The 19,552-nt window shown below is 66.9% G+C and carries 13 protein-coding genes; 9 read left to right on the top strand and 4 right to left on the bottom strand.

Features of this window, described 5'->3' with window-relative positions; all coding sequences use genetic code 11:
- Positions 1-42: 42 nt before the first annotated feature.
- Positions 43-531 (bottom strand): CinA family protein, encoded by a 489-nt coding sequence (locus ACSQ3S_RS30535; RefSeq protein ID WP_176652322.1) that lies wholly within the window; start codon positions 529-531, stop codon positions 43-45.
- A gap of 225 nt (positions 532-756) precedes the next feature.
- On the opposite strand from ACSQ3S_RS30535, the gene ACSQ3S_RS30530 reads away from it, so the two are divergent.
- A complete protein-coding gene (locus ACSQ3S_RS30530; protein ID WP_436144720.1) occupies positions 757-3,375 on the top strand; it encodes an EAL domain-containing protein in 2,619 nt (872 codons plus the stop codon).
- Here the strand turns inward: ACSQ3S_RS30530 and thiL are convergent.
- Entirely contained in the window at positions 3,360-4,334 is a 975-nt protein-coding gene (gene thiL, locus ACSQ3S_RS30525; RefSeq protein ID WP_353401161.1) for a thiamine-phosphate kinase, read from the bottom strand. The two genes, ACSQ3S_RS30530 and thiL, sit on opposite strands and share 16 nt — an antisense overlap.
- A gap of 292 nt (positions 4,335-4,626) precedes the next feature.
- On the opposite strand from thiL, the gene ACSQ3S_RS30520 reads away from it, so the two are divergent.
- The 8 genes from ACSQ3S_RS30520 to ACSQ3S_RS30485 all read left to right on the top strand — a co-directional run bounded on the left by ACSQ3S_RS30520 (position 4,627) and on the right by ACSQ3S_RS30485 (position 15,017).
- Positions 4,627-6,945: an NADP-dependent malic enzyme gene (locus ACSQ3S_RS30520; RefSeq protein ID WP_176652325.1), complete on the top strand. Its 2,319-nt coding sequence runs from the start codon at positions 4,627-4,629 to the stop codon at positions 6,943-6,945.
- A gap of 176 nt (positions 6,946-7,121) precedes the next feature.
- Positions 7,122-8,165 (top strand): GDP-mannose 4,6-dehydratase, encoded by a 1,044-nt coding sequence (gene gmd, locus ACSQ3S_RS30515; protein WP_176652326.1) that lies wholly within the window; start codon positions 7,122-7,124, stop codon positions 8,163-8,165.
- Between the two features lie 10 nt (positions 8,166-8,175).
- The gene (locus ACSQ3S_RS30510; protein ID WP_436144719.1) at positions 8,176-9,084 is read left to right on the top strand and encodes a GDP-mannose 4,6-dehydratase; all 909 of its coding nucleotides are present in this window, start codon (positions 8,176-8,178) and stop codon (positions 9,082-9,084) included.
- Positions 9,081-10,256: a glycosyltransferase family 4 protein gene (locus ACSQ3S_RS30505; RefSeq protein ID WP_436144718.1), complete on the top strand. Its 1,176-nt coding sequence runs from the start codon at positions 9,081-9,083 to the stop codon at positions 10,254-10,256. Before ACSQ3S_RS30510 ends, ACSQ3S_RS30505 begins: the two co-directional genes overlap by 4 nt.
- A gap of 7 nt (positions 10,257-10,263) precedes the next feature.
- The gene (locus ACSQ3S_RS30500; RefSeq protein WP_353401154.1) at positions 10,264-11,403 is read left to right on the top strand and encodes a glycosyltransferase family 4 protein; all 1,140 of its coding nucleotides are present in this window, start codon (positions 10,264-10,266) and stop codon (positions 11,401-11,403) included.
- A 207-nt stretch (positions 11,404-11,610) separates the two neighbouring features.
- Positions 11,611-12,321 carry a winged helix-turn-helix domain-containing protein gene (locus ACSQ3S_RS30495; RefSeq protein ID WP_176652330.1) on the top strand — a complete coding sequence of 237 codons (711 nt, stop codon included), beginning with the start codon at positions 11,611-11,613 and terminating at the stop codon, positions 12,319-12,321.
- A complete protein-coding gene (locus tag ACSQ3S_RS30490; protein WP_436144717.1) occupies positions 12,314-13,702 on the top strand; it encodes an ATP-binding protein in 1,389 nt (462 codons plus the stop codon). Before ACSQ3S_RS30495 ends, ACSQ3S_RS30490 begins: the two co-directional genes overlap by 8 nt.
- Positions 13,703-13,796: 94 nt before the next feature.
- Positions 13,797-15,017 (top strand): aminotransferase class I/II-fold pyridoxal phosphate-dependent enzyme, encoded by a 1,221-nt coding sequence (locus ACSQ3S_RS30485; RefSeq protein WP_176652331.1) that lies wholly within the window; start codon positions 13,797-13,799, stop codon positions 15,015-15,017.
- A gap of 3 nt (positions 15,018-15,020) precedes the next feature.
- Here ACSQ3S_RS30485 and ACSQ3S_RS30480 read toward each other — a convergent pair whose 3' ends face one another.
- Both ACSQ3S_RS30480 and ACSQ3S_RS30475 read right to left on the bottom strand, forming a co-directional pair.
- The gene (locus tag ACSQ3S_RS30480; protein WP_436144716.1) at positions 15,021-16,040 is read right to left on the bottom strand and encodes an HD domain-containing phosphohydrolase; all 1,020 of its coding nucleotides are present in this window, start codon (positions 16,038-16,040) and stop codon (positions 15,021-15,023) included.
- On the bottom strand, positions 16,037-19,456 hold the full coding sequence (locus ACSQ3S_RS30475) for an MHYT domain-containing protein (protein WP_436144715.1): 3,420 nt from the start codon (positions 19,454-19,456) through the stop codon (positions 16,037-16,039). The genes ACSQ3S_RS30480 and ACSQ3S_RS30475 overlap by 4 nt, the downstream gene beginning before the upstream one ends.
- Between the last annotated feature and the right edge of the window lie 96 nt (positions 19,457-19,552).

Here is a 19,552-nt window from a genome sequence, read left to right as displayed (position 1 = left end):
TGTTTTGTGGCGGGATGGCAACCGCCACGCTGACTTCCGGACTCAGTTGATGAAGCGGAGCAGTCCCTGCAGCGCGTGGATCACGGTTTGCTCGCGCACCGCCTTGCGGTCGCCGCTGAACACCAGCCGCTCCGTGTGCACGGTGTCGGCGTTGGCCCAGCCGAAGCAGACGGTGCCGACCGGCTTGCCCGGCACGGCGCCGGTCGGGCCGGCGATGCCGGTGGTCGAGACCGCCAGGTGGGCGTTGCTGGAGCCGAGCGCGCCGCTGGCCATGGCGGCCGCCACTTCCTCGGACACGCTGCCCATCTGCGCGATCAGCGCGGCCGACACGTCCAGCAGTTCGGTCTTGGAGGCGTTGGAATAGGCGATGAAGCCGCAATCGAACCAGGCGGTCGAGCCGGCGATTTCGGTGATGGCCTGCGCCACCCCGCCGCCGGTGCACGATTCGGCGGTGGCCAGGATCAGGCCCTTCTGCTGCAGGGCCTTGCCGACCTGCGCGGCCAGCTCGAGTATGGTGTTCGTGGAATCCATGGAATTCTCCTTCTGATGCGGCAATCTGGGGGCGTGCTGCCACTGTACCATGCAGTTCGCAATCGTTGCCAGTGGCGTACTGGAGGTTTATCAACGGTTTGCCGGAATCGCAACATCCCAGAAAACATTAGACCGGCGAATTGAAGTTGCGTACACTCAAATGATTGTGCGGTAGCCTCTGCCCAAACAACGCAGATGTGCGCCGACCACACGGAGGCGCATCCCATGATCAGCCAGACCGACATCTTTCACGCCCGCATCCTGATCGTCGACGATCAGCCCGTGAACGTGGAATTACTGGAATTCCTGCTGCACTCGACCGGCTACACGGCCGTCAGCTCGACCACCGATCCGCACGTCGTCGCCGACTGGCACGCCGAACACCGATACGACCTGATCATCCTCGACATGCAGATGCCCGGCATGAACGGCTTCGACGTGATGGAGGCGCTCAAGCCGCTGGAGGCGGGCTCCTGGCTGCCGGTGCTGGTGGTCACGGCCCAGCCCGACCACAAGCTCAAGGCGCTCGAGGCGGGTGCGCGCGATTTCATCAGCAAGCCCTTCGATCCGGTCGAGGTGCTCACCCGCATCCGCAACATGCTGGAGGTGCGGCTGCTGCACGGCGAGTCGCGCAACTACAGCGTCCGGCTGGAGCAGACCGTGCGCGAACGCACCGCCGAACTGCAGCGCTTCCGCAGCGCGATGGACGCCACCGCCGACGCCATTTTCCTGCTCGACCCGGCCAGCGCCGAGGTGGTCGACGCCAACGACGGCGCCAGCCGCATGCTGGCCTATCCGCGCTCCGAACTGCTGGGCCAGAGCGTCAGCCGCCTCGGCCTGGGCACGCCGTCCGTGATCCGCGAGCGTGCCGCGCAGCTGGCCGCGCAACTGGTCAATGCCACGGCCGCCGGCGGCCCGCCGCGCGCGCCCGAGCTGATCGAGCTGGAGCTGATGCGGCGCGACCTGGTCGCGGTGCCGGTGGAACTGTACTGGCAGCTGCTGCAGCGGCCCGAGCAGCCGGCCGTGTTGCTGGGCGTGGCGCGCGACATCAGCGAGCGGCGCCAGGCCGAGGAACTGCTGCTGCACATGGCGCATTACGACAGCCTGACCGGCCTGCCCAACCGCACGCTGTTTTTCCAGACGCTGGCCGACGCCATCGCCCTGGCGCGCGACAAGAACTGGCGCGTCGTGGTGCTGTTCATCGCGCTGGACCGCTTCAAGAACGTCAACGATTCGCTGGGGCCGCTGCAGGGCGACGAGCTGCTGCGCCAGTTCAGCAACCGGCTGGTGCAGTGCGTGCGCCTGCGCGACACCGTCGGCCGCATGGGCGGCGACGAGTTCGCGCTGATCCTGACCATGACGCGCGACCAGCAGGACGCCGTCCACACCGCCAACGAAGTGCGCGAGGCGCTGCGCCTGCCGTTCGACCTGGACGGCCATCCGGCCGTGCTCAGCGCCAGCATCGGCATCGCCATGTATCCGGACGACGCCACCGATCCCGAGACGCTGATCAAATATGCCGACACCGCGATGGAGCGCGCCAAGCAGGCCGGCCGCGACGGCTACCGCTTCTTCACCGCCGGCATGAACGTGCAGGTGCTGGCGCGGCTGGACATGGAGCAGGCGCTGCGCCGGGCGCTCGACAACAACGAGCTGCTGCTGCATTACCAGCCCAAGGTCAACCTGAACACCGGCGCCATCGCCGGCGCCGAGGCGCTGCTGCGCTGGCAGCGGCCGGGCTTCGGCATGGTGTTCCCGGCCGACTTCGTGCCGGTGCTCGAGGATACCGGCCTGATCGTGCGGGTCGGCGCCTGGATCATCGACAGCGCCTGCCGCCAGATCAGCGCCTGGAACCGCGGCGGCATCGGGCCGGTGCGGGTGGCCGTCAACGTCGCCAGCCGGCAGTTCGTCGAGGGCGACCTGGAGCAGGTGGTGCGCGATGCGCTGGCGCGGCACCAGGTGGCGCCCGAGCTGCTGGAACTGGAGCTGACCGAGACCGCGCTGATGTCCAACGCCGAGCGCACCATCACCGTGCTGGGCAACCTGAAGGCGCTCGGCATCAAGGTGGCGATCGACGATTTCGGCACCGGCTATTCGTCGCTGGCCTATCTGCAGCGCTTCCCGATCGACAAGCTGAAGATCGATATCGCCTTCGTGCGCGACATCACCACCAACCCCAACGACGCGGCCATCGCGCAGGCCATCATCAGCATGGCGCACAGCCTGAAGCTGCGGGTGATCGCCGAAGGGGTGGAGACGCGCGCCCAGCTGGAGTATCTGCGGCGCAGCCGCTGCGACGAGATCCAGGGCTATTTCTTCAGCCGGCCGGTGCCGGCGGCCGAGATGGCCGCCATGATGGTCGCCGGCCGCAGCCTGCCGCCGCCGCCGGGCGATGCGGCCCAGCCGGCGCAGACCCTGCTGATCGTCGACGACGACGTCAACGTGCTGGCCTCGCTGCACCGGCTGTTCCGCCGCGACGGCTACCAGATCCTGACCGCGGCCACGCCGGCCGAGGGCTTCGAGCTGCTGGCGCTGCACGCGGTGCAGGTGATCGTCTGCGACCAGCGCATGCCGGGCATGAGCGGCACCGAGTTCCTCGGCAAGGTCAAGGAGATGTATCCGGAGACGATACGCATCGTGCTGTCCGGCTACACGGGGCTGGAGGCGGTGCTTGATTCGATCAACCGCGGCGCCATCTACCGCTTCTACACCAAGCCGTGGGATGACACCCAGCTGCGCGACAACATCCGCCTGGCCTTCCACCATTACTGGCTGATGCACGGCAGCGGCCGGCGCGCCGGCCAGCCGGACGAGGACGTGACCTCGCTTCAGGAAGCGAAGTGATCGAAGCCGTGTAGTGGCAGGTCGAGCGCGGCGCCGGCGGCGTCCACCAGGCGCAGGCCGGCCTGCGCGTCGATGCTGCCGACGCGGGTGACCGGCGTCGCCACGCTGGCCGCCGCCGCCAGGATGGCCGCGCGCGCCGAGGCCGGCGCGGTGAAGCACAGCTCGTAGTCGTCGCCGCCGGCGGCGGTGTAGGCGCGCCGCAGCGCCGTCTCGCGCGTGGCCAGCACGGCGCCGGCCGGCAGCGCGTCCACATCCAGCGTGGCGCCCACCTGCGACCGTGTCAGGATGTGGCCGAGATCGCCCACCAGGCCGTCCGAGATGTCGATGGCGGCGTGGGCCAGGCCCTGTTCGGCCAGCAGCATGCCCAGCTCGACGCGCGGCACCGGCGTGTGCATGCGCACCGAGGCCGCCTGCAGGCTGGCCGCGTCCAGCGGCTGCGCCAGTTCCAGCCGGTAGCCGGCCAGCGCCAGGCGGGCGTCGCCCAGCGTGCCGGAGATCCAGATATCGTCGCCGGCGCGGGCGGCGTCGCGGCGCAGGGCCCGGCCCGGCCGCAGTTCGCCGAACACGGTGATGCAGATGGTCAGCGGGCCTTTGGTGGTGTCGCCGCCTATCAGTTCGATGTTGAAGGCGTCGGCCAGCGCGAACAAGCCCCTGGCGTAGCCGGCCAGCCAGTCGGGCTCGGCCGACGGCAGCGCCAGCGCCAACGTGAAGCCGACGGGGCGCGCGCCCATCGCCGCCAGGTCCGACAGGTTGACCGCCAGCGACTTATGGCCGAGGCGCTGCGCATCCTCGCCGGCAAAGAAGTGGCGGCCTTCGACCAGCATGTCCGACGAGATCGCCGTCTGCATGCCGGGCGTGGGGGTGAGCAGCGCGCAGTCGTCACCGATGCCGAGCGTGGCGCGGGCCGGATGGTGGGGGCGCTGGAAGTATTCCTTGATGAGGTCGAATTCGGAGAGCATGCGGCATTGTACCGCCGCCGCGGCCGGCGCGCCGGGGCCGGACTTTGGCGCAATATTGTCAATTTCAATCAATTTAATAATTTTAATAGTAAAATGTAATTAGTTAGGAAAATTGATTATGTTGTGGCGATTGATAGGTTAAAACGACAAAAATTCGGTCATCGGCGCCCTGCAATCATAAATAATGCTGATACCGGTCATAGCTGTTGGTGAAAATACCTACTTAAATGAAAGAATTGGTCTGATAAAATCGCAAGCTATCCGACAGCACAAAACAGGAAGGCCGCACAGCATGGATTCGTCACTTGAGAAAAAAGAAGAACTTCGCCAACAATTGCGCCTCGCGGCGCTCGAATACCACGAGTGCCCGACGCCCGGCAAGATCAGCGTCACGCCGACCAAGCAACTGACCAACCAGCGCGACCTGGCGCTGGCCTACTCGCCGGGCGTGGCCGCGCCGTGCGAGGAAATCGTCATCGACCCGGCCAACGCCTATAAATATACGGCGCGCGGCAACCTGGTGGCGGTCATCACCAACGGCACCGCCGTGCTGGGCCTGGGCAATATCGGCCCGCTGGCGGCCAAGCCGGTGATGGAAGGCAAGGGCGTGCTGTTCAAGAAATTCGCCGGCATCGACGTGTTCGACATCGAGATCAACGAGATGGACCCGGACAAGCTGGTCGACATCATCGCCTCGCTGGAGCCGACCTTCGGCGGCGTCAACCTGGAAGACATCAAGGCGCCCGAGTGCTTCTACATCGAGCGCCAGCTGCGCGAGCGGATGAAGATCCCGGTGTTCCACGACGACCAGCACGGCACCGCCATCATCGTCGGCGCGGCCATCATGAACGGCATCCAGTACGTCGGCAAGGACATCGCCAACTGCAAGCTGGTGGTGTCGGGCGCCGGCGCGGCCGCGCTGGCCTGCCTGGACCTGATCGTCGACCTCGGCTTCCCGCTGGAAAACATCTACGTGACCGACCTGGCCGGCGTGGTGTACAAGGGCCGCACCGAGCTGATGGATCCGGACAAGGAACGCTTCGCCCGCGACACCCCGGCCCGCACGCTGGCCGAAGTGATACACGACGCCGACATCTTCCTCGGCCTGTCGGCCGGCGGCGTGCTCAAGCAGGACATGGTCAAGGCGATGGCGCCCAACCCGCTGATCCTGGCGCTGGCCAACCCGAATCCGGAAATCCTGCCGGAAGACGTCAAGGCCGTGCGCGGCGACGCCATCATCTGCACCGGCCGCTCGGACTATCCGAACCAGGTCAACAACGTGCTGTGCTTCCCCTACATCTTCCGCGGCGCGCTCGACTGCGGCGCCACCACCATCACGCGCGAAATGGAAATCGCCGTGGTGCACGCGATCGCCGAGCTGGCCCACGCCGAGCAGTCCGACATCGTCGCCACCACCTACGGCTTCAGCAACCTGTCGTTCGGCCCGGAATACCTGATCCCGATGCCGTTCGATCCGCGCCTGCTGATCAAGATCGCCCCGGCCGTGGCCAAGGCGGCCGAGGATTCCGGCGTCGCCACCCGTCCGATCAAGGACCTGCAGGCGTACGCGGACAGCCTGCAGCAGTTCGTCTACCGCAGCGGCACCTTCATGAAGCCGCTGTTCCAGGTGGCGAAGAAGACCGCCGCCGAGCTCAAGCGCATCGTCTACGCCGAGGGCGAGGAAGAGCGCGTGCTGCGCGCGGTGCAGGTCATCGTCGACGAGAAGCTGGCCCGTCCTATCCTGGTCGGCCGCCCGGCCGTGCTGGAGACGCGCATCGCCAAGTTCGGCCTGCGCCTGAAGCAGGGCGTGGACTTCGACGTCATCAACCCTGACCACGACGAGCGCTACCGCGAATACTGGCAGGCTTACTACGAGCTGACCAGCCGCAAGGGCGTCACCCAGGAGTACGCCAAGCTGGAAATGCGCCGCCGCCACTCGCTGATCGGCGCCATGATGATCAAGAAGGGCGACGCCGACGGCATGATCTGCGGCACCTTCGGCACCACCCAGCTGCACCTGCACTACATCGACCAGGTGCTGGGCCGCCGCGAGGGCGCCTGCGTCTACGCCGCGATGAACGTGCTGATCATGCCCGAGCGCCAGCTGGTGATGGTCGACACCCACGTCAACGAAAACCCGGACGCCAACGAACTGGCGGCCATCACCGTGATGGCGGCCGAGGAAATGCGCCGCTTCGGCCTGTCGCCGCGCGCGGCGCTGCTGTCGCACTCGAACTTCGGCTCGTCCAACAGCGAGTCGGCGCAGAAGATGCGCGCCGCGCTGGAGCTGGTCAAGCTGCGCGACCCGACCTTGGAAGTGGACGGCGAGATGCACGGCGACACCGCGCTGGACTCGAAGCTGCGCAATTCCATCATGCCGGGTTCGACCCTGACGGGCGACGCCAACCTGCTGGTGATGCCGAACATCGACGCCGCCAACATCGCCTACAACCTGGTCAAGACGGCGGCCGGCAACGGCATCGCGGTCGGCCCTATCCTGCTCGGCTGCGCCAAGCCGGTGCACATCCTGACGCCGTCGGCGACGGTGCGCCGCATCGTCAACATGACCGCGCTGTGCGTGGTCGACGCGGTGGCCCAGCGCAAGGCTTAAGCGTTTCCCGCCAGTGCGGCCGAGGAGGGCCGGACCGACACCGGTCCGGCCTTTTTTATTGAGCTGTAACAAGATGTAAGGGATGTAATTGAGACATTTGGTGAGAAGTGCTCCATATCCGCTCTGTTACAATACCCGGCTTGTCGAGTCTTTAACGAATTTGGATCGTATTCACCATGCAGAAAATCAAAAAAGCCCTGGTTACGGGGATCACCGGCCAAGACGGCGCATATCTGGCGGAACTGCTGCTGGAAAAAGGTTACGAAGTCACCGGTACCTATCGCCGTACCAGCTCGGTCAATTTCTGGCGTATCGAGGAATTGGGCATCCAGTCGCACCCGAACCTGAACCTGGTGGAATACGATTTGACCGACCTCGGCTCGAGCATCCGCCTGCTGCAGAACGCGCAGCCGGACGAGGTGTACAACCTGGCGGCGCAAAGCTTTGTCGGCGTCTCGTTCGAGCAGCCGGTGACCACGGCGGAAATCACCGGTGTCGGCCCGGTCAACCTGCTGGAAGCAATCCGCATCGTCAATCCGAAGATCCGCTTCTACCAGGCGTCGACCTCGGAAATGTTCGGCAAGGTGCAGGCCGTGCCGCAGAAGGAAGACACCCCGTTCTACCCGCGCAGCCCGTATGGCGTGGCCAAGCTGTATGCCCACTGGATGACCGTGAATTACCGCGAATCGTATGGTATCTTCGGCTGCTCCGGCATCCTGTTCAACCACGAATCGCCGCTGCGCGGCCGTGAATTCGTCACCCGCAAGATCACCGACTCGGTGGCCAAGATCCACCTGGGCCAGCTCGACGTGCTCGAGCTGGGCAATATGGACGCCAAGCGCGACTGGGGCTATGCCAAGGAATACGTCGAAGGCATGTGGCGCATCCTGCAGGCCGACCATCCGGACACCTACGTGCTGGCCACCAACCGCACCGAGACCGTGCGCGACTTCGTGACCATGGCGTTCAAGGCGGTCGATGTCGCCATCGAGTGGAGCGGCGCGGCCGACCATGAAATCGGCACCTGCAAGAAGACCGGCAAGGTGCTGGTACGCGTCAATCCCAAATTCTACCGTCCGGCCGAAGTGGAGCTGCTGATCGGCGATCCGGCCAAGGCCCTGGCGGACCTGGGCTGGAAGCCGAAAACCACGCTGGAGCAGCTGTGCCAGATGATGGTCGAGGCCGACCTGCGCCGCAACAAAGCCGGCTTCTCCTTCTAAGGCGGCGACGATGGCCGCCGAAGGTGCAGGCAAGCGCGCGCTGATCACCGGCCTGGCGGGCTTCACCGGCCGCTACGTCGAACAGGAACTGCAGGCCGCCGGCTACGAGGTGTACGGCACCATCACCCCCGGTCATGCCCCCGGCGAGCGTCAGTTCGCCATCGACCTCAACGACCGCGCCGCCATGGCGGCCATGGTGCAGGAGGTGCGGCCGGACGTGGTGGCCCACCTGGCCGCCATCGCCTTCGTCGGCCATGGCGATGTCGAACAAATCTACCGCGTCAACGTGGCCGGCACCCGCAACCTGCTGGAGGCGCTGGCCGCGCTGGAGCAGAAACCGTCGGCCGTGCTGCTGGCGTCGAGCGCCAACATCTACGGCAACACCGACGTCGGCGTGATCCACGAGGACGTGCCGGCCGCGCCGGCCAACGACTACGCGGTCAGCAAGCTGGCCATGGAATACATGGCCAGGCTGTGGCAGGACAAGCTGCCGTTGATCGTGGTCCGTCCATTCAACTACACCGGCGTCGGCCAGCACGAGAATTTTCTGCTGCCGAAAATCGTTGGCCACTTCCGCCGCAAGGCCGCCGACATCGAGCTGGGCAACCTGCACGTGTGGCGCGACTTTTCCGACGTGCGCATGGTCGCTGCCAGCTACCGCAAGCTGCTGGCCGCCCGCCCCGCCACCTCGGGACTAGCCTTCAATATCTGCTCCGGCCACGCGTACTCGCTGGGCGAGGCGCTGGACATGATGGCCGACATCGCCGGCTACAAGATCAACGTCCACGTCAATCCGGCCTTCGTGCGCGCCAATGAAGTGGTGCGCCTGGTCGGCGACAACAGCCGCCTGGTGGCCGCCACCGGCCCGTTGGCGCGCGTACCGCTGGCCGACACGCTGCGCTGGATGTATTCGGCGTGAGCGCCGCCGTATCCGGCGAGGCCTTGCGCATCGGCCTTTCCACCACCACGGCCGAACCGGCGCTGACCGGCGGCCGCCTGGACGGCATCGGCGTCTACAGCCGCGCCCTGCTCGAACACCTGCCTCATGCCGGCGTCGAAGCGCTGCCGTTTTCCTTTGCTCCGCCGGGCGACGCGCGGCGGCTGACGGTCGGCCGCGCGCTGCCGCTGTCGTTCCCGCTGGCGACGCTGGGCGATTTGCTGCTGCCGTCCTCGGTGCATTTGAACGTGAGTCGCGTGATGGGCAGGAACGCGCCGCCGCTGGACCTGTTCCACGCCACCGACTACCGCATCGTGCGCATGGATTGCCCGGTGGTGGCGACCTTGCACGACGCGCTGCCGATTTCGCATCCCGAGTGGTGCAGCCCGAAAATGCGCGGCGTGAAGAACTGGCTGCAGGCCAAGGCCGCGCGCAAGGCGCAGCATGTGATCACCGGCTCGCATTACTCGATCCGCGAGCTGGTCGAATGCTTCGGCGTCGACGAGCGCAGGATCAGTGTGGTGCACCACGGCGTGCGCGCCGAGTGGTTCGACGCGCCGCCCGCCGAAGCGCGCGACGCCACGCTGGCGCAGTACGGCCTGAACGCCGGCTACTTCCTGTTTGTCGGCACGCTGCAGCCGCGCAAGAACGTCGAGCGCCTGCTGCAAGCCTATCTGGCGCTGCCGCCGGTGCTGCGCTCCGCGCGCCAGCTGCTCATCGTCGGCGCGCCGGGCTGGCGCAGCGAAGAACTGGTCAAGCGCATCAAGGCCGCGCAGCAGCAGGGCGAAAACGTCATCTGGCTCGACAAGCTGACCGACGACGCTCAGCTGCAACACCTGTACGCGGGCGCGGGCGCCTTCGTGTTTCCGTCGCTGCACGAGGGCTTCGGCCTGCCGCTGGTGGAGGCTTTCGCCAGCGGAGTGGCGGTGGCCACCTCCAACGCCACCTCGCTGCCGGAAGTGGCGCAGGGCGCGGCGCTGGAATTCGATCCGCTGTCGGTGCCGGAAATGACCGCCGCCATGACCACGCTGGTGCGCGACGACGCCGTCCGCAACCGTTGTATCGCCGCCGGCCGCCGCCGCGCGCTGGAACTGACATGGGATGAAGCGGCGCGCCGTACCGTCGCCGTGTACCGTCAAGTCTTATCCCACTAAATCCCTTATGCGCGTCCTCCATTTCTACAAGACCTACTATCCCGATACATGGGGCGGCATCGAGCAGGTGATACGCCAGCTGTGCGTGGGCACCGGCCGCCTCGGCGTGACCAACGAAGTGCTGACGCTGACGCGCGACAGCGGCCCGGCGCAGATCGAGTTCGAAGGCCACACCGTGCACCGCGCGCCGCTGGATTTCGAAATCGCCTCGACCGGTTTTTCGTTCGCGGCCATCCGCAAGCTGGCGCGCCTGGCGCGCGAGGCGGACGTGATCCACTATCACTTCCCGTGGCCGTTCATGGACCTGGCGCACTTCATGGCGCGCATCGACAAGCCGAGCGTGGTCACCTACCACTCGGACATCGTGCGGCAGAAGAACCTGCTGCGCGTATATGGCCCGCTCAAGCGGCAGTTCCTGCGCAGCGTCGGCACCATCGTCGCCACCTCGCCCAACTACCTGGCCTCGTCGCCGGTGCTCAAGCGCTTCGAACACAAGACCCGCACCATCACCTATGGCCTGGACAAGACCATTTATCCCAAGCCTTCCGAGGCGGTCAAGGACAAATGGCGCGCCCTCTGCGGCGAGCGCTTCTTCCTGTTCGTCGGCGTGCTGCGCTACTACAAGGGCCTGCACATCCTGCTCGACGCGATGGCCAACCTCGACTATCCGGTGGTGATCGTCGGCGCCGGTCCGATCGAGCAGGAGCTGAAGGAGCATGCGCAGCGCCTGGGCCTGGCGCACGTGATGTTCGTCGGCGCGGTGGAGGAGGAAGACAAGGTCGCGCTGCTGGAGCTGTGCTACGCGTTGGCTTTCCCGTCGCACCTGCGCTCGGAGGCGTTCGGCATCTCGCTGCTGGAAGGCGCGATGTACGGCAAGCCGATGATCTCCAGCGAGATCGGCACCGGCACCACCTACATCAACATCGACAACGAGACCGGGCTGGTGGTGCCGCCGGACGATCCGCAAGCCTTCGGCGAGGCGATGCGCACCCTGTGGGAGCAGCCCGAACGCGCCGCCGAAATGGGGCGCCGCGCCGAAGCGCGCTACTGGGAGCTGTTCACGGCGCGGAAAATGGCCGAGAGCTATGCCGCGCTGTACCATGAGCTGGCCGATGGCCGGGAAGCGGGCCGCAAGCGCGCTGTTTGATCTGGCGCAAGGGTTGAACAGGCACGCGCGGCTACCATGGCAGTCGAACTCCGCGCTCTGGCCACGGTCCCCAGAGATGACGCTACCATGATGGCGCCAACCGCTGTGCGACGCAACGACGTCGTCCGGGCGGGAGTTCACCACCGTGCTCCGCGGGTTATACGCAGGTTACAATACCTGCCACCATCCTGAATTACGGAGTACCGCGTGCGCTGCCTGGTCATCGAAGACGAAGCCGAAACCTCCAATTACATCTGCAAGGGACTGCGCGAGGCGGGCTATCTGGTTACGTCCCGCGACAACGGGCCCGAAGGACTGGACCTGGCCGTCGGCGACGACTGGGACGTCATCATCCTCGACCGCATGCTGCCCGGCCGCGTGGACGGCCTGACCATCGTCGACAAGCTGCGCGCGCTGGGCAAGGCCACGCCCGTCATCATCGTCAGCGCCATGACCACCATCGACGCCCGCGTCTCCGGCCTGCGCGGCGGCGCCGACGACTACCTGTCCAAGCCTTTCGCCTTCTCCGAGCTGCTGGCGCGGGTGGAGGCGCTGCTGCGCCGCAGCGCCCCCGGCGCCGACAGCTCGCAGCTGCAGGTGGCGGACCTGAAGCTGGACCTGCGCACCTTGCGCGTCACCCGCGGCAGCAAGGTCATCACGCTGCAGCCGCGCGAATACCGGCTGCTCGAATACCTGATGCGCAATGTAAACCAGGTGGTGACGCGCACCATGCTGCTGGAATCGGTGTGGGACTATCACTTCGACCCGCAGACCAATGTCATCGACGTGCAGATCAGCCGCCTGCGGGCCAAGGTCGACAAGGATTTCCCCGTCATGCTGATCCATACGCTGCGCGGTGTCGGCTACCGCATGGGGGCTGCGCCGCCGGAAGACGGCACGGAGCGCGGGCTTGCTTAAGCTGCCATCGTTGCCTGCATCATCGATCGCGGCCAAGCTGGTGCTGGGCTACGGCCTGCTGGGCACCGCCTCCATCGTGCTGGTGTCGGCGGTGTTCTACACCGGCACCGTCGGCGTGCTCGATCGCGACATCGACGGCAAGATCGTCGCCCAATCGGACCGCCTGATCGAACATGCGGGCAGGCGCCATCGCGGCGTGCTGCTGGCCGAAGTGCGGCGCCAGCTGGACGACGGCATCGACAGCGACCGTGAAATCTTCCAGCTGCTGGACGCCGCCGGCGCGCCGGTGGCCGGCAACCTGGGCACGTGGCCTGCGGTCGACGCCATCGCTGCCGCCGATGCCGACACTCCGCCGCTGGTCAGCGCCGTGGTCACGCGCAACGGCCGTCCCACCACGGCGCGCCTGTACCTGCGGCCGCTGGACGGCGGCGGCGTGCTGATCGTCGGCCGCGACCTGAGCGAACAGGAGGAAGTGCGCGACGTGATCTGGCGCGCGCTGCTGGCCGGCGCCGGCGTGTCGCTGCTGCTGACGGTGGCCGGCGCCCTGCTGTTCCGGCGCACCATCGAGAGCCGGCTGGGGGCGATCCGCCGCACGGCGGCGCAGATCGAGACGGGCGACCTCAGTCCGCGCGTGCCGGTCAGCGGCAACGACGAATTCGCGCTGCTCAACCGCGACATCAACCGTATGCTGGACCGGATCGAACTGCTGATGGAAGGCGTGCGCCACGTGTCGAACGCCATCGCCCACGACCTGCGCACGCCGCTGAGCCGCGTGCGCAGCAAGCTCGATGACGCCTTGCGCCACCAGGCCACGGTGCCGGGCCTGAGCGGCGCCGCGCACGCCGCCATCGACGATATCGACGACCTGATACGCCTGTTCGAGCGCCTGCTGCAGATCGCCGAGGCTGAATCGGGCATGCGCGCGCGCCTGTTCGAGCGGCTCGACCTTGGCCACGTCGCCGCCGACATCGGCGAGATGTACGAAGCAACCGCGGAAGACAGCGGCGTGACGCTGACGGTGGACGCGCCCGAGCACCTGTATGTCGACGGCGACCGCAACCTGCTGGCCAGCGCCGTCGCCAGCCTGCTGGACAACGCCATCAAGTATGCGGGGCAGGGCGCCGCGATCCGCGTGCGCGCCGGCCTGTATCACGGCCAGGCCTCGATCGCCGTGCACGACAACGGCCCCGGCATCCCGGAGACGGAGCGCGGCAAGGTCACGCAGCGCTTCTACCGCCTCGACGACAGCCGGCATATGCCCGGCAACGGCCTGGGACTGGCCATCGTCAGCGCCACCGCCATGTCGCACGGCGGCTCGCTGGTGCTGGAGGACGGCGCGCCGGGACTGGTGGCGCGCATCCTGCTGCCGGTCGCGCTGTAGTTTTCCTGTAGCTCTCCTATCGGTAATGCGGCTGCAATCTTGCGGCAAGCCGAGGGCAGCTAACATGGGGCGATCTTCACAGGATCATCCCATCATGCACGATTTAAGCGACATCGCCGATTGGCTGCAGCACCATCCCATCTATCACAACTCGTCGGTGCACAGCACCTTGCCCGACCCCGTCTTCGTCACGCGCGGCGAGAGCGTGGTGTCCTTCAGCACCAACAACTACCTGGCGCTGGCCAATCATCCGCGCCTGGTGGATGCGGCCAAGCAGGGCCTGGACCGCTACGGCGTGGGCAATTGCGAATCGCGCCTGCTGGGCGGCGACCTGGAGGTGTACCGCACGCTGGAAGCGCGGCTCGGCGCCTTGAAGCACAAGAGCGACGCGGTGCTGTTCGTGACCGGCTACATGGCCAACATCGGCGTGCTGTCGTCGATCGTCAAGGCGGCCACGCTGGCGCGCCTGCACGGCTTCCGCGCGAAGCGGCGCCACAAGTACGCCTACTATTCGGACGAGTTCAATCACATCAGCATCCGCGAGGGGATACAGATGTCCGGCGCGCTGCGCTACAACTACCGCCACTGCGACATGAACCACCTGGAGTCGCTGCTGCAGGCCGGCGCAGGCGAGGGCACCACGCCCATCATCGTCAGCGACGGCGTGTTCAGCATGGAAGGCACCATCGCGCCGCTGCCGGAGCTGGTGGCGCTGGCCGAGCGCTACGGCGCGCTGCTGTACATCGACGACGCCCACGCCACCGGCATCCTGGGCGCCAACGGCGGCGGCACCTCGGAGCACTTCAATTGCTACAGCCCGTGCATCATGCAGATGGGGACCTTGAGCAAGGCGCTCGGTTCGATCGGCGGTTTCGTCGCCGTCGAGCGCGACGTGGCGGACGTGATCCGGCTGACCAGCTCCGCCTACGGCTTCACCTGCCCGCCGCCGCCGGACCAGGCGGCCGCGCTGCTGGCGGCGCTGGATCTGCTGGAGGAAGAACCGCAGCGCCGCCAGCGCCTGTGGGACAACCAGCGCTACTTCATCGAACGGATGGCGCCGCTGGGCTACACCATCATGTCCACCGCCACGCCTATCGTGCCGGTGCTGATCGGCGATGCGGAAACCTGCCAGCGCTATGCGATCGCGCTGCGCAAGGAAGGCATCCATGTCGATGCGATCCAGTTCCCGGCGGCGCCGGTCGGCCAGGCGCGCCTGCGCTTCATGATGAACGCCGGCCATACCAGGGCGCAGATCGACCACCTGGTCAGCGTGATGGCCCAGCTGGCGGGGCGCCAACCGCGACTGGTGGCCTGAAGTTCAGGCCGGGGCCGGAGCGACGGTCTGTTCCGCCCAGCGCTGCTTGACTTCGAGCAGCGCCGGCATCTGCGCCAGGAACAGGTCGACCAGCTGTGCGTCGAAGTGCTTGCCGCGCTGCTGTTCCAGATACTCGACAGCCTTTTCCAGCGGCCACTCCGGCTTGTAGGGGCGGGCCGAGGTCAGCGCGTCGAACACGTCGGCGATGGCGACGATGCGCCCCACCAGCGGTATCTGTTCGCCCGCTAGGCCGTTCGGATAGCCGCTGCCGTCCCACTTTTCATGGTGCGTCATGGCGACCGCGTGCGCCATCGCCAGCATGCCCTGCGCGTGCCGGCCGATGATGTCGCCGCCGATGGTGGCGTGCGATTGCATCACCTTCCATTCGTCCGGATCGAGCGCGCCGGGCTTGCGCAGGATGCTGTCCGGGATGCCGATCTTGCCGACATCGTGCATCGGCGCCGCGTGCAGCAGGTCGTCGGCCTCGGCCTCGCTCATGCCGGCCGCGCGGCCGAGAATGCGCGAGTAGTGGCTCATGCGGATCACGTGCAGGCCCGTTTCGTTGTCCTTGTACTCGGCGGCCAGGCCCAGGCGCTGGACGATTTCGAGCCGCGTCTGTTTCAGTTCGTCGGTGTGCACCAGCGACAGGTGGGTGCGCACGCGCGCACGCACGATGGGCGGGCTGACCGGCTTGGTGATGTAGTCGACCGCGCCGGCCTCGAAGCCGACCACTTCGTCGTCGGGGTCGCTGAGGGCGGTGACGAAGATGACGGGGATGGCGGCGGTGGCCGGATCGGCCTTCAGTTTGACGCAAGCTTCGTAGCCGGTCATCCCCGGCATCATCACGTCGAGCAGAATCAGCTGCGGCTTTTCCTGGCGCGCCAGCTCCAGCGCGCGTGGGCCGTCCTTGGCGAACAGCAGGCGGTATTGGTCTTGCAGGATGTGGCGCAGCAGTTGCAGGTTGCTGGCTTCGTCGTCGACCGCGAGGATCAGTGGCTGGTTGGGTTGGTGGGTGGTGATCATGGGTTCTCCGTGGCCAGGCTGGCCAGCAACTCCTGCAGCGCGCCTTGCGCCAGCGGAAAGTCGAAATCGTTCAGGGCGTTTTGCAGCTCGGCCAGCTGCTGCGTTTGCGCGGCGGGCGCTCCGGCCAGGCTGGATGCGAGTTCCGTCAGCTTGGAGTCATCGAGCGCGCCGCGTTGCAGCGACGGCAGCAGGGCCGACGCTTTCTGGCGCGTGGCTGCAGGGTCGTAAGTCTTGACGTCGCCAACCGCCGCGCCGCCAGCGCCTGCGCTCGCACCAGCTCCAGCACCAGCATCTGCGGCGGCCGTGCCGCCCGCCGCCACGGCGGCGTGGATGGCGCTGAGCGCGGCGTCCAGCTGAGCCGTCAGCGTGCGCTGTGCCCGCGTCAGTTCGGTGTTCAGGGTGCCGCCGTCGTGCGGCGAGCCGCATAGTTTTTCAATCTGTCCCAGGGTGGCGGTCAGCTGCTCCAGGCCCAGGTTGGCGGCCACGCCTCGTATCTTGTGGCACCACGCCTGCGCGTCGTCCAGGCGCACATCGCTGGTGGATGCGAGCAGCTTGCCCAGCGTGGTGGCGGCGCTGGTGTAGTCGGCGGCAAAGCGTTTCAGCGCCTGCTGGTACACCGGCAGCTGCCCGGACCACCGCTGCAGGCCTGCCTTCTGGTTCAATACCCGCTGGCGCACCGGCGCATCGGGCGCGGGCGCAGCCGGCTCCAGCGCCGGCAGTTTCATCACTCGCGCGATCTCGTGCGACAGCGCGTGCCAGTCCACCGGCTTGGACGCGAAACCCTGCATGCCCGCCGCGCTGCTCGCTTCGCGGTGCGCCGCCAGCACGCTGGCCGTCATCGCCACGACTGGCAGTGCCGGCGCCTGCGTTGCGCGTTCGCGCTCGCGGATCGCGCGGGTCGCGGCCAGGCCGTCCATCTGCGGCATCTGCACGTCCATCAGCACCACGTCGTAGCGCCGTTCGGCCGTCAGGCGCACCGCCTGGGCGCCGTCGCAGGCGGTATCGAGCGTGTGGCCACGTTTGGCCAGCAGCAGCGACAGCAGCTCCAGGTTCTGCGGCACGTCGTCGGCCGCCAGGATGTGCAGCGGCGGCAGCGGATAGTCGACGCGTTCGCCGCCTTGCGCCACATCGTTGCGGGCCGGCTCCAGCGGCAGCGTGACGTGGAAGGTGGTGCCCTCGCCGGGCGCGCTCTCGGCCCAGATCTTGCCGCCCATGAGCGCCACCAGCTGGCGGCTGATGGTGGTGCCCAGGCCGGTGCCGCCGAAGCGCCGCGTCATCGAGACGTCGGCCTGGGTGAACGGATCGAAGATCGCATCGAGCCGCTCCGGCGCGATGCCGATGCCGGTGTCCTGCACGGCGATGTGCAGCTGCCCCTGCCGCACGCCGGCGTGCAGGCCGACCTTGCCGGCCGCGGTGAACTTGATGGCGTTGTCCAGCAGGTTGCCCAGGATCTGGCGCATGCGCAGCTCGTCGCCGTGCAGCCAGGCCGGCAGCGCAGGATCGTAGACGATGTCGATCGTCAGACCCTTGCTGCGGGCGTTGCTGCCGAAGGTGGAGGCCAGTTCGTCGATCAGCCCGAGCAGGCTGTAGTCGTCCGGCTCCAGTTCCATCGCGCCCTTGTCCAGCTTGGCGGTGTCGAGGATCTCGTTGAGCAGGCGTAGCAGCGAACGGCCTTCCTTGCGCACGGTGTCGAGGTGGCGACGCTGGCTGTCATCGAGTTCGGTGTCGAGCAGCACGTCGGTGAAGCCGAGGATGGCGTTCATCGGCGTGCGGATTTCATGGCTCATGTTGGCGACAAAGCTGGCGCGGGCCGCCGCCGCCTGTTCGGCCGTCTCCTTGGCCTTGCGCAGTTGCTGCTCCATCTCGCGCCGCTCGCTGATGTCGAGGATCACGCCGTCGATCCAGCGTATCGTCGGATCGCTCTCGTCCTGGGTGACGGCGCCGTGCTCCCACATCGCGCGCACGCTGCCGTCGGCGTGCCGCAGGCGGTACTCGACCTGGTAGGGCGACAGCGCGGCCACGCTGCGGGCGATCTCCTCGGCCACGCGCGCGCGGTCTTCCTCGCAGATCAGCGAGCCGAGGGTGCGGGTGCGATGCTCGCCGACGAAATCGCTGGCGGGATAGCCGGCCACGCGCTCGATGCCGTCGCTGACGAACACCGGCGGCGCGTCGAAGCGCATGCTGCTGCGGAAGGAAATGCCGGGGATGTTGCTGATCAGCGAGCGGAATTGCAGCTCGCTGTCGCGCAGCGCCTGCATGATGGCGCGCCGCTCGCTGATGTCGGTGATGAAGAGGACGAACAGGTCGCGCTGGGCCAGCCGGGCATGGCCCAGCGCGCGGCGGATAGGCAGCGTGCTGCCGTCCTTGCGCAGGGCGATCACTTCGCTGCCTTTGCCCGGCGCGCCGGCCTCGCCGGTGCGCAGGTAGTTGAGCAGGCCGTCGTGTTCGGAGCGCTGGACGTCGGCCATCAGTATGCGGATATTGCGGCCGACGATTTCGCCGCGCGTCCAGCCGAAGATGCGCTCGGCCGACGCGTTGAACTCATGGATCACGCCGTGGCGGTCGACCGTCACCACGCCGTCGACGGTGGTGGTGAGCAGGGCGCGCATCCAGCTTTCGCTCTCGCTTTTTTGGCGGAACAGTTCACGGTAGCGCAGCAAGCCGTTGGCCGACATGATGAAGATGGTGATGGCGACCGTGATCAGGGTGATCGCCAGCGCCAGGAAGGTGCTGCCATGCTGGGGCGCGGCGCTGCCGGGCGGCAGCTGGCCGACGAAGCGTGCCGCCGCCATGCCGGTGTAGTGCATGCCTGCGATGGCGCAGCCCATGACGCTGGCGCTGATCAGACCCAGCGTCCTGCCGCTCACACGGGCGCGCAGCGTGCGCAGGCCGAAGCGTATCCACAGGGCCAGCGTTGCCAGCACCACGGCCACCACAATGGACAGGCCGAACATCAGCGGATCGTAGCGCAGGTCCAGCGCCGTGCGCATGGCGGCCATGCCGGTGTAGTGCATGGCGCCGATGCCCGCGCCCACCAGGATGCCGCCGACGATCAGCGACGCGGCGTTGATGCGCTGGCGGCTGATGATGGAAAGCGCGATGTAGGACGCGCCAAGGCTGGGCAGTACCGACAGCATGGTCACGCCCTGGTCGTAGTCGACGGCGGTGCACAGGTCGAAGGCCAGCATGCCGATGAAGTGCATCGACCACACGCCGCAGCCGAGCGCCAGGCTGCCGGTGCACAGCATGATGGTGCGCAGTCCGCGCGTGCCGGCCGATTGCGCCTGCGCGGCGACTTGTAATCCCATCCATGATGAGAAGATGGCAACCATTATCGACAGCAGCACCAGCGATGGCGTGTAGGTTCCGTAGTGGATCAGCGCCGAGTTGTCGGGAGGAGAGAACAGTTGCATCATGGTAGAAGAAACCATAGCACAAAAAAAACCCGCCGGCCCGAACGCATTCAAGATCGCGTTCAGTGCCGGCGGGTTTTTGGGAGAGTGTGGTTATGG

The organism is Duganella sp. LjRoot269, assembly GCF_964254095.1.
In the GTDB taxonomy this organism is placed as follows: Bacteria; Pseudomonadota; Gammaproteobacteria; order Burkholderiales; family Burkholderiaceae_D; genus Rugamonas; species Rugamonas hordei.
Note: the sequence above shows the minus strand (reverse complement) of the source record. Positions and strands in the feature narration are given on the sequence as shown.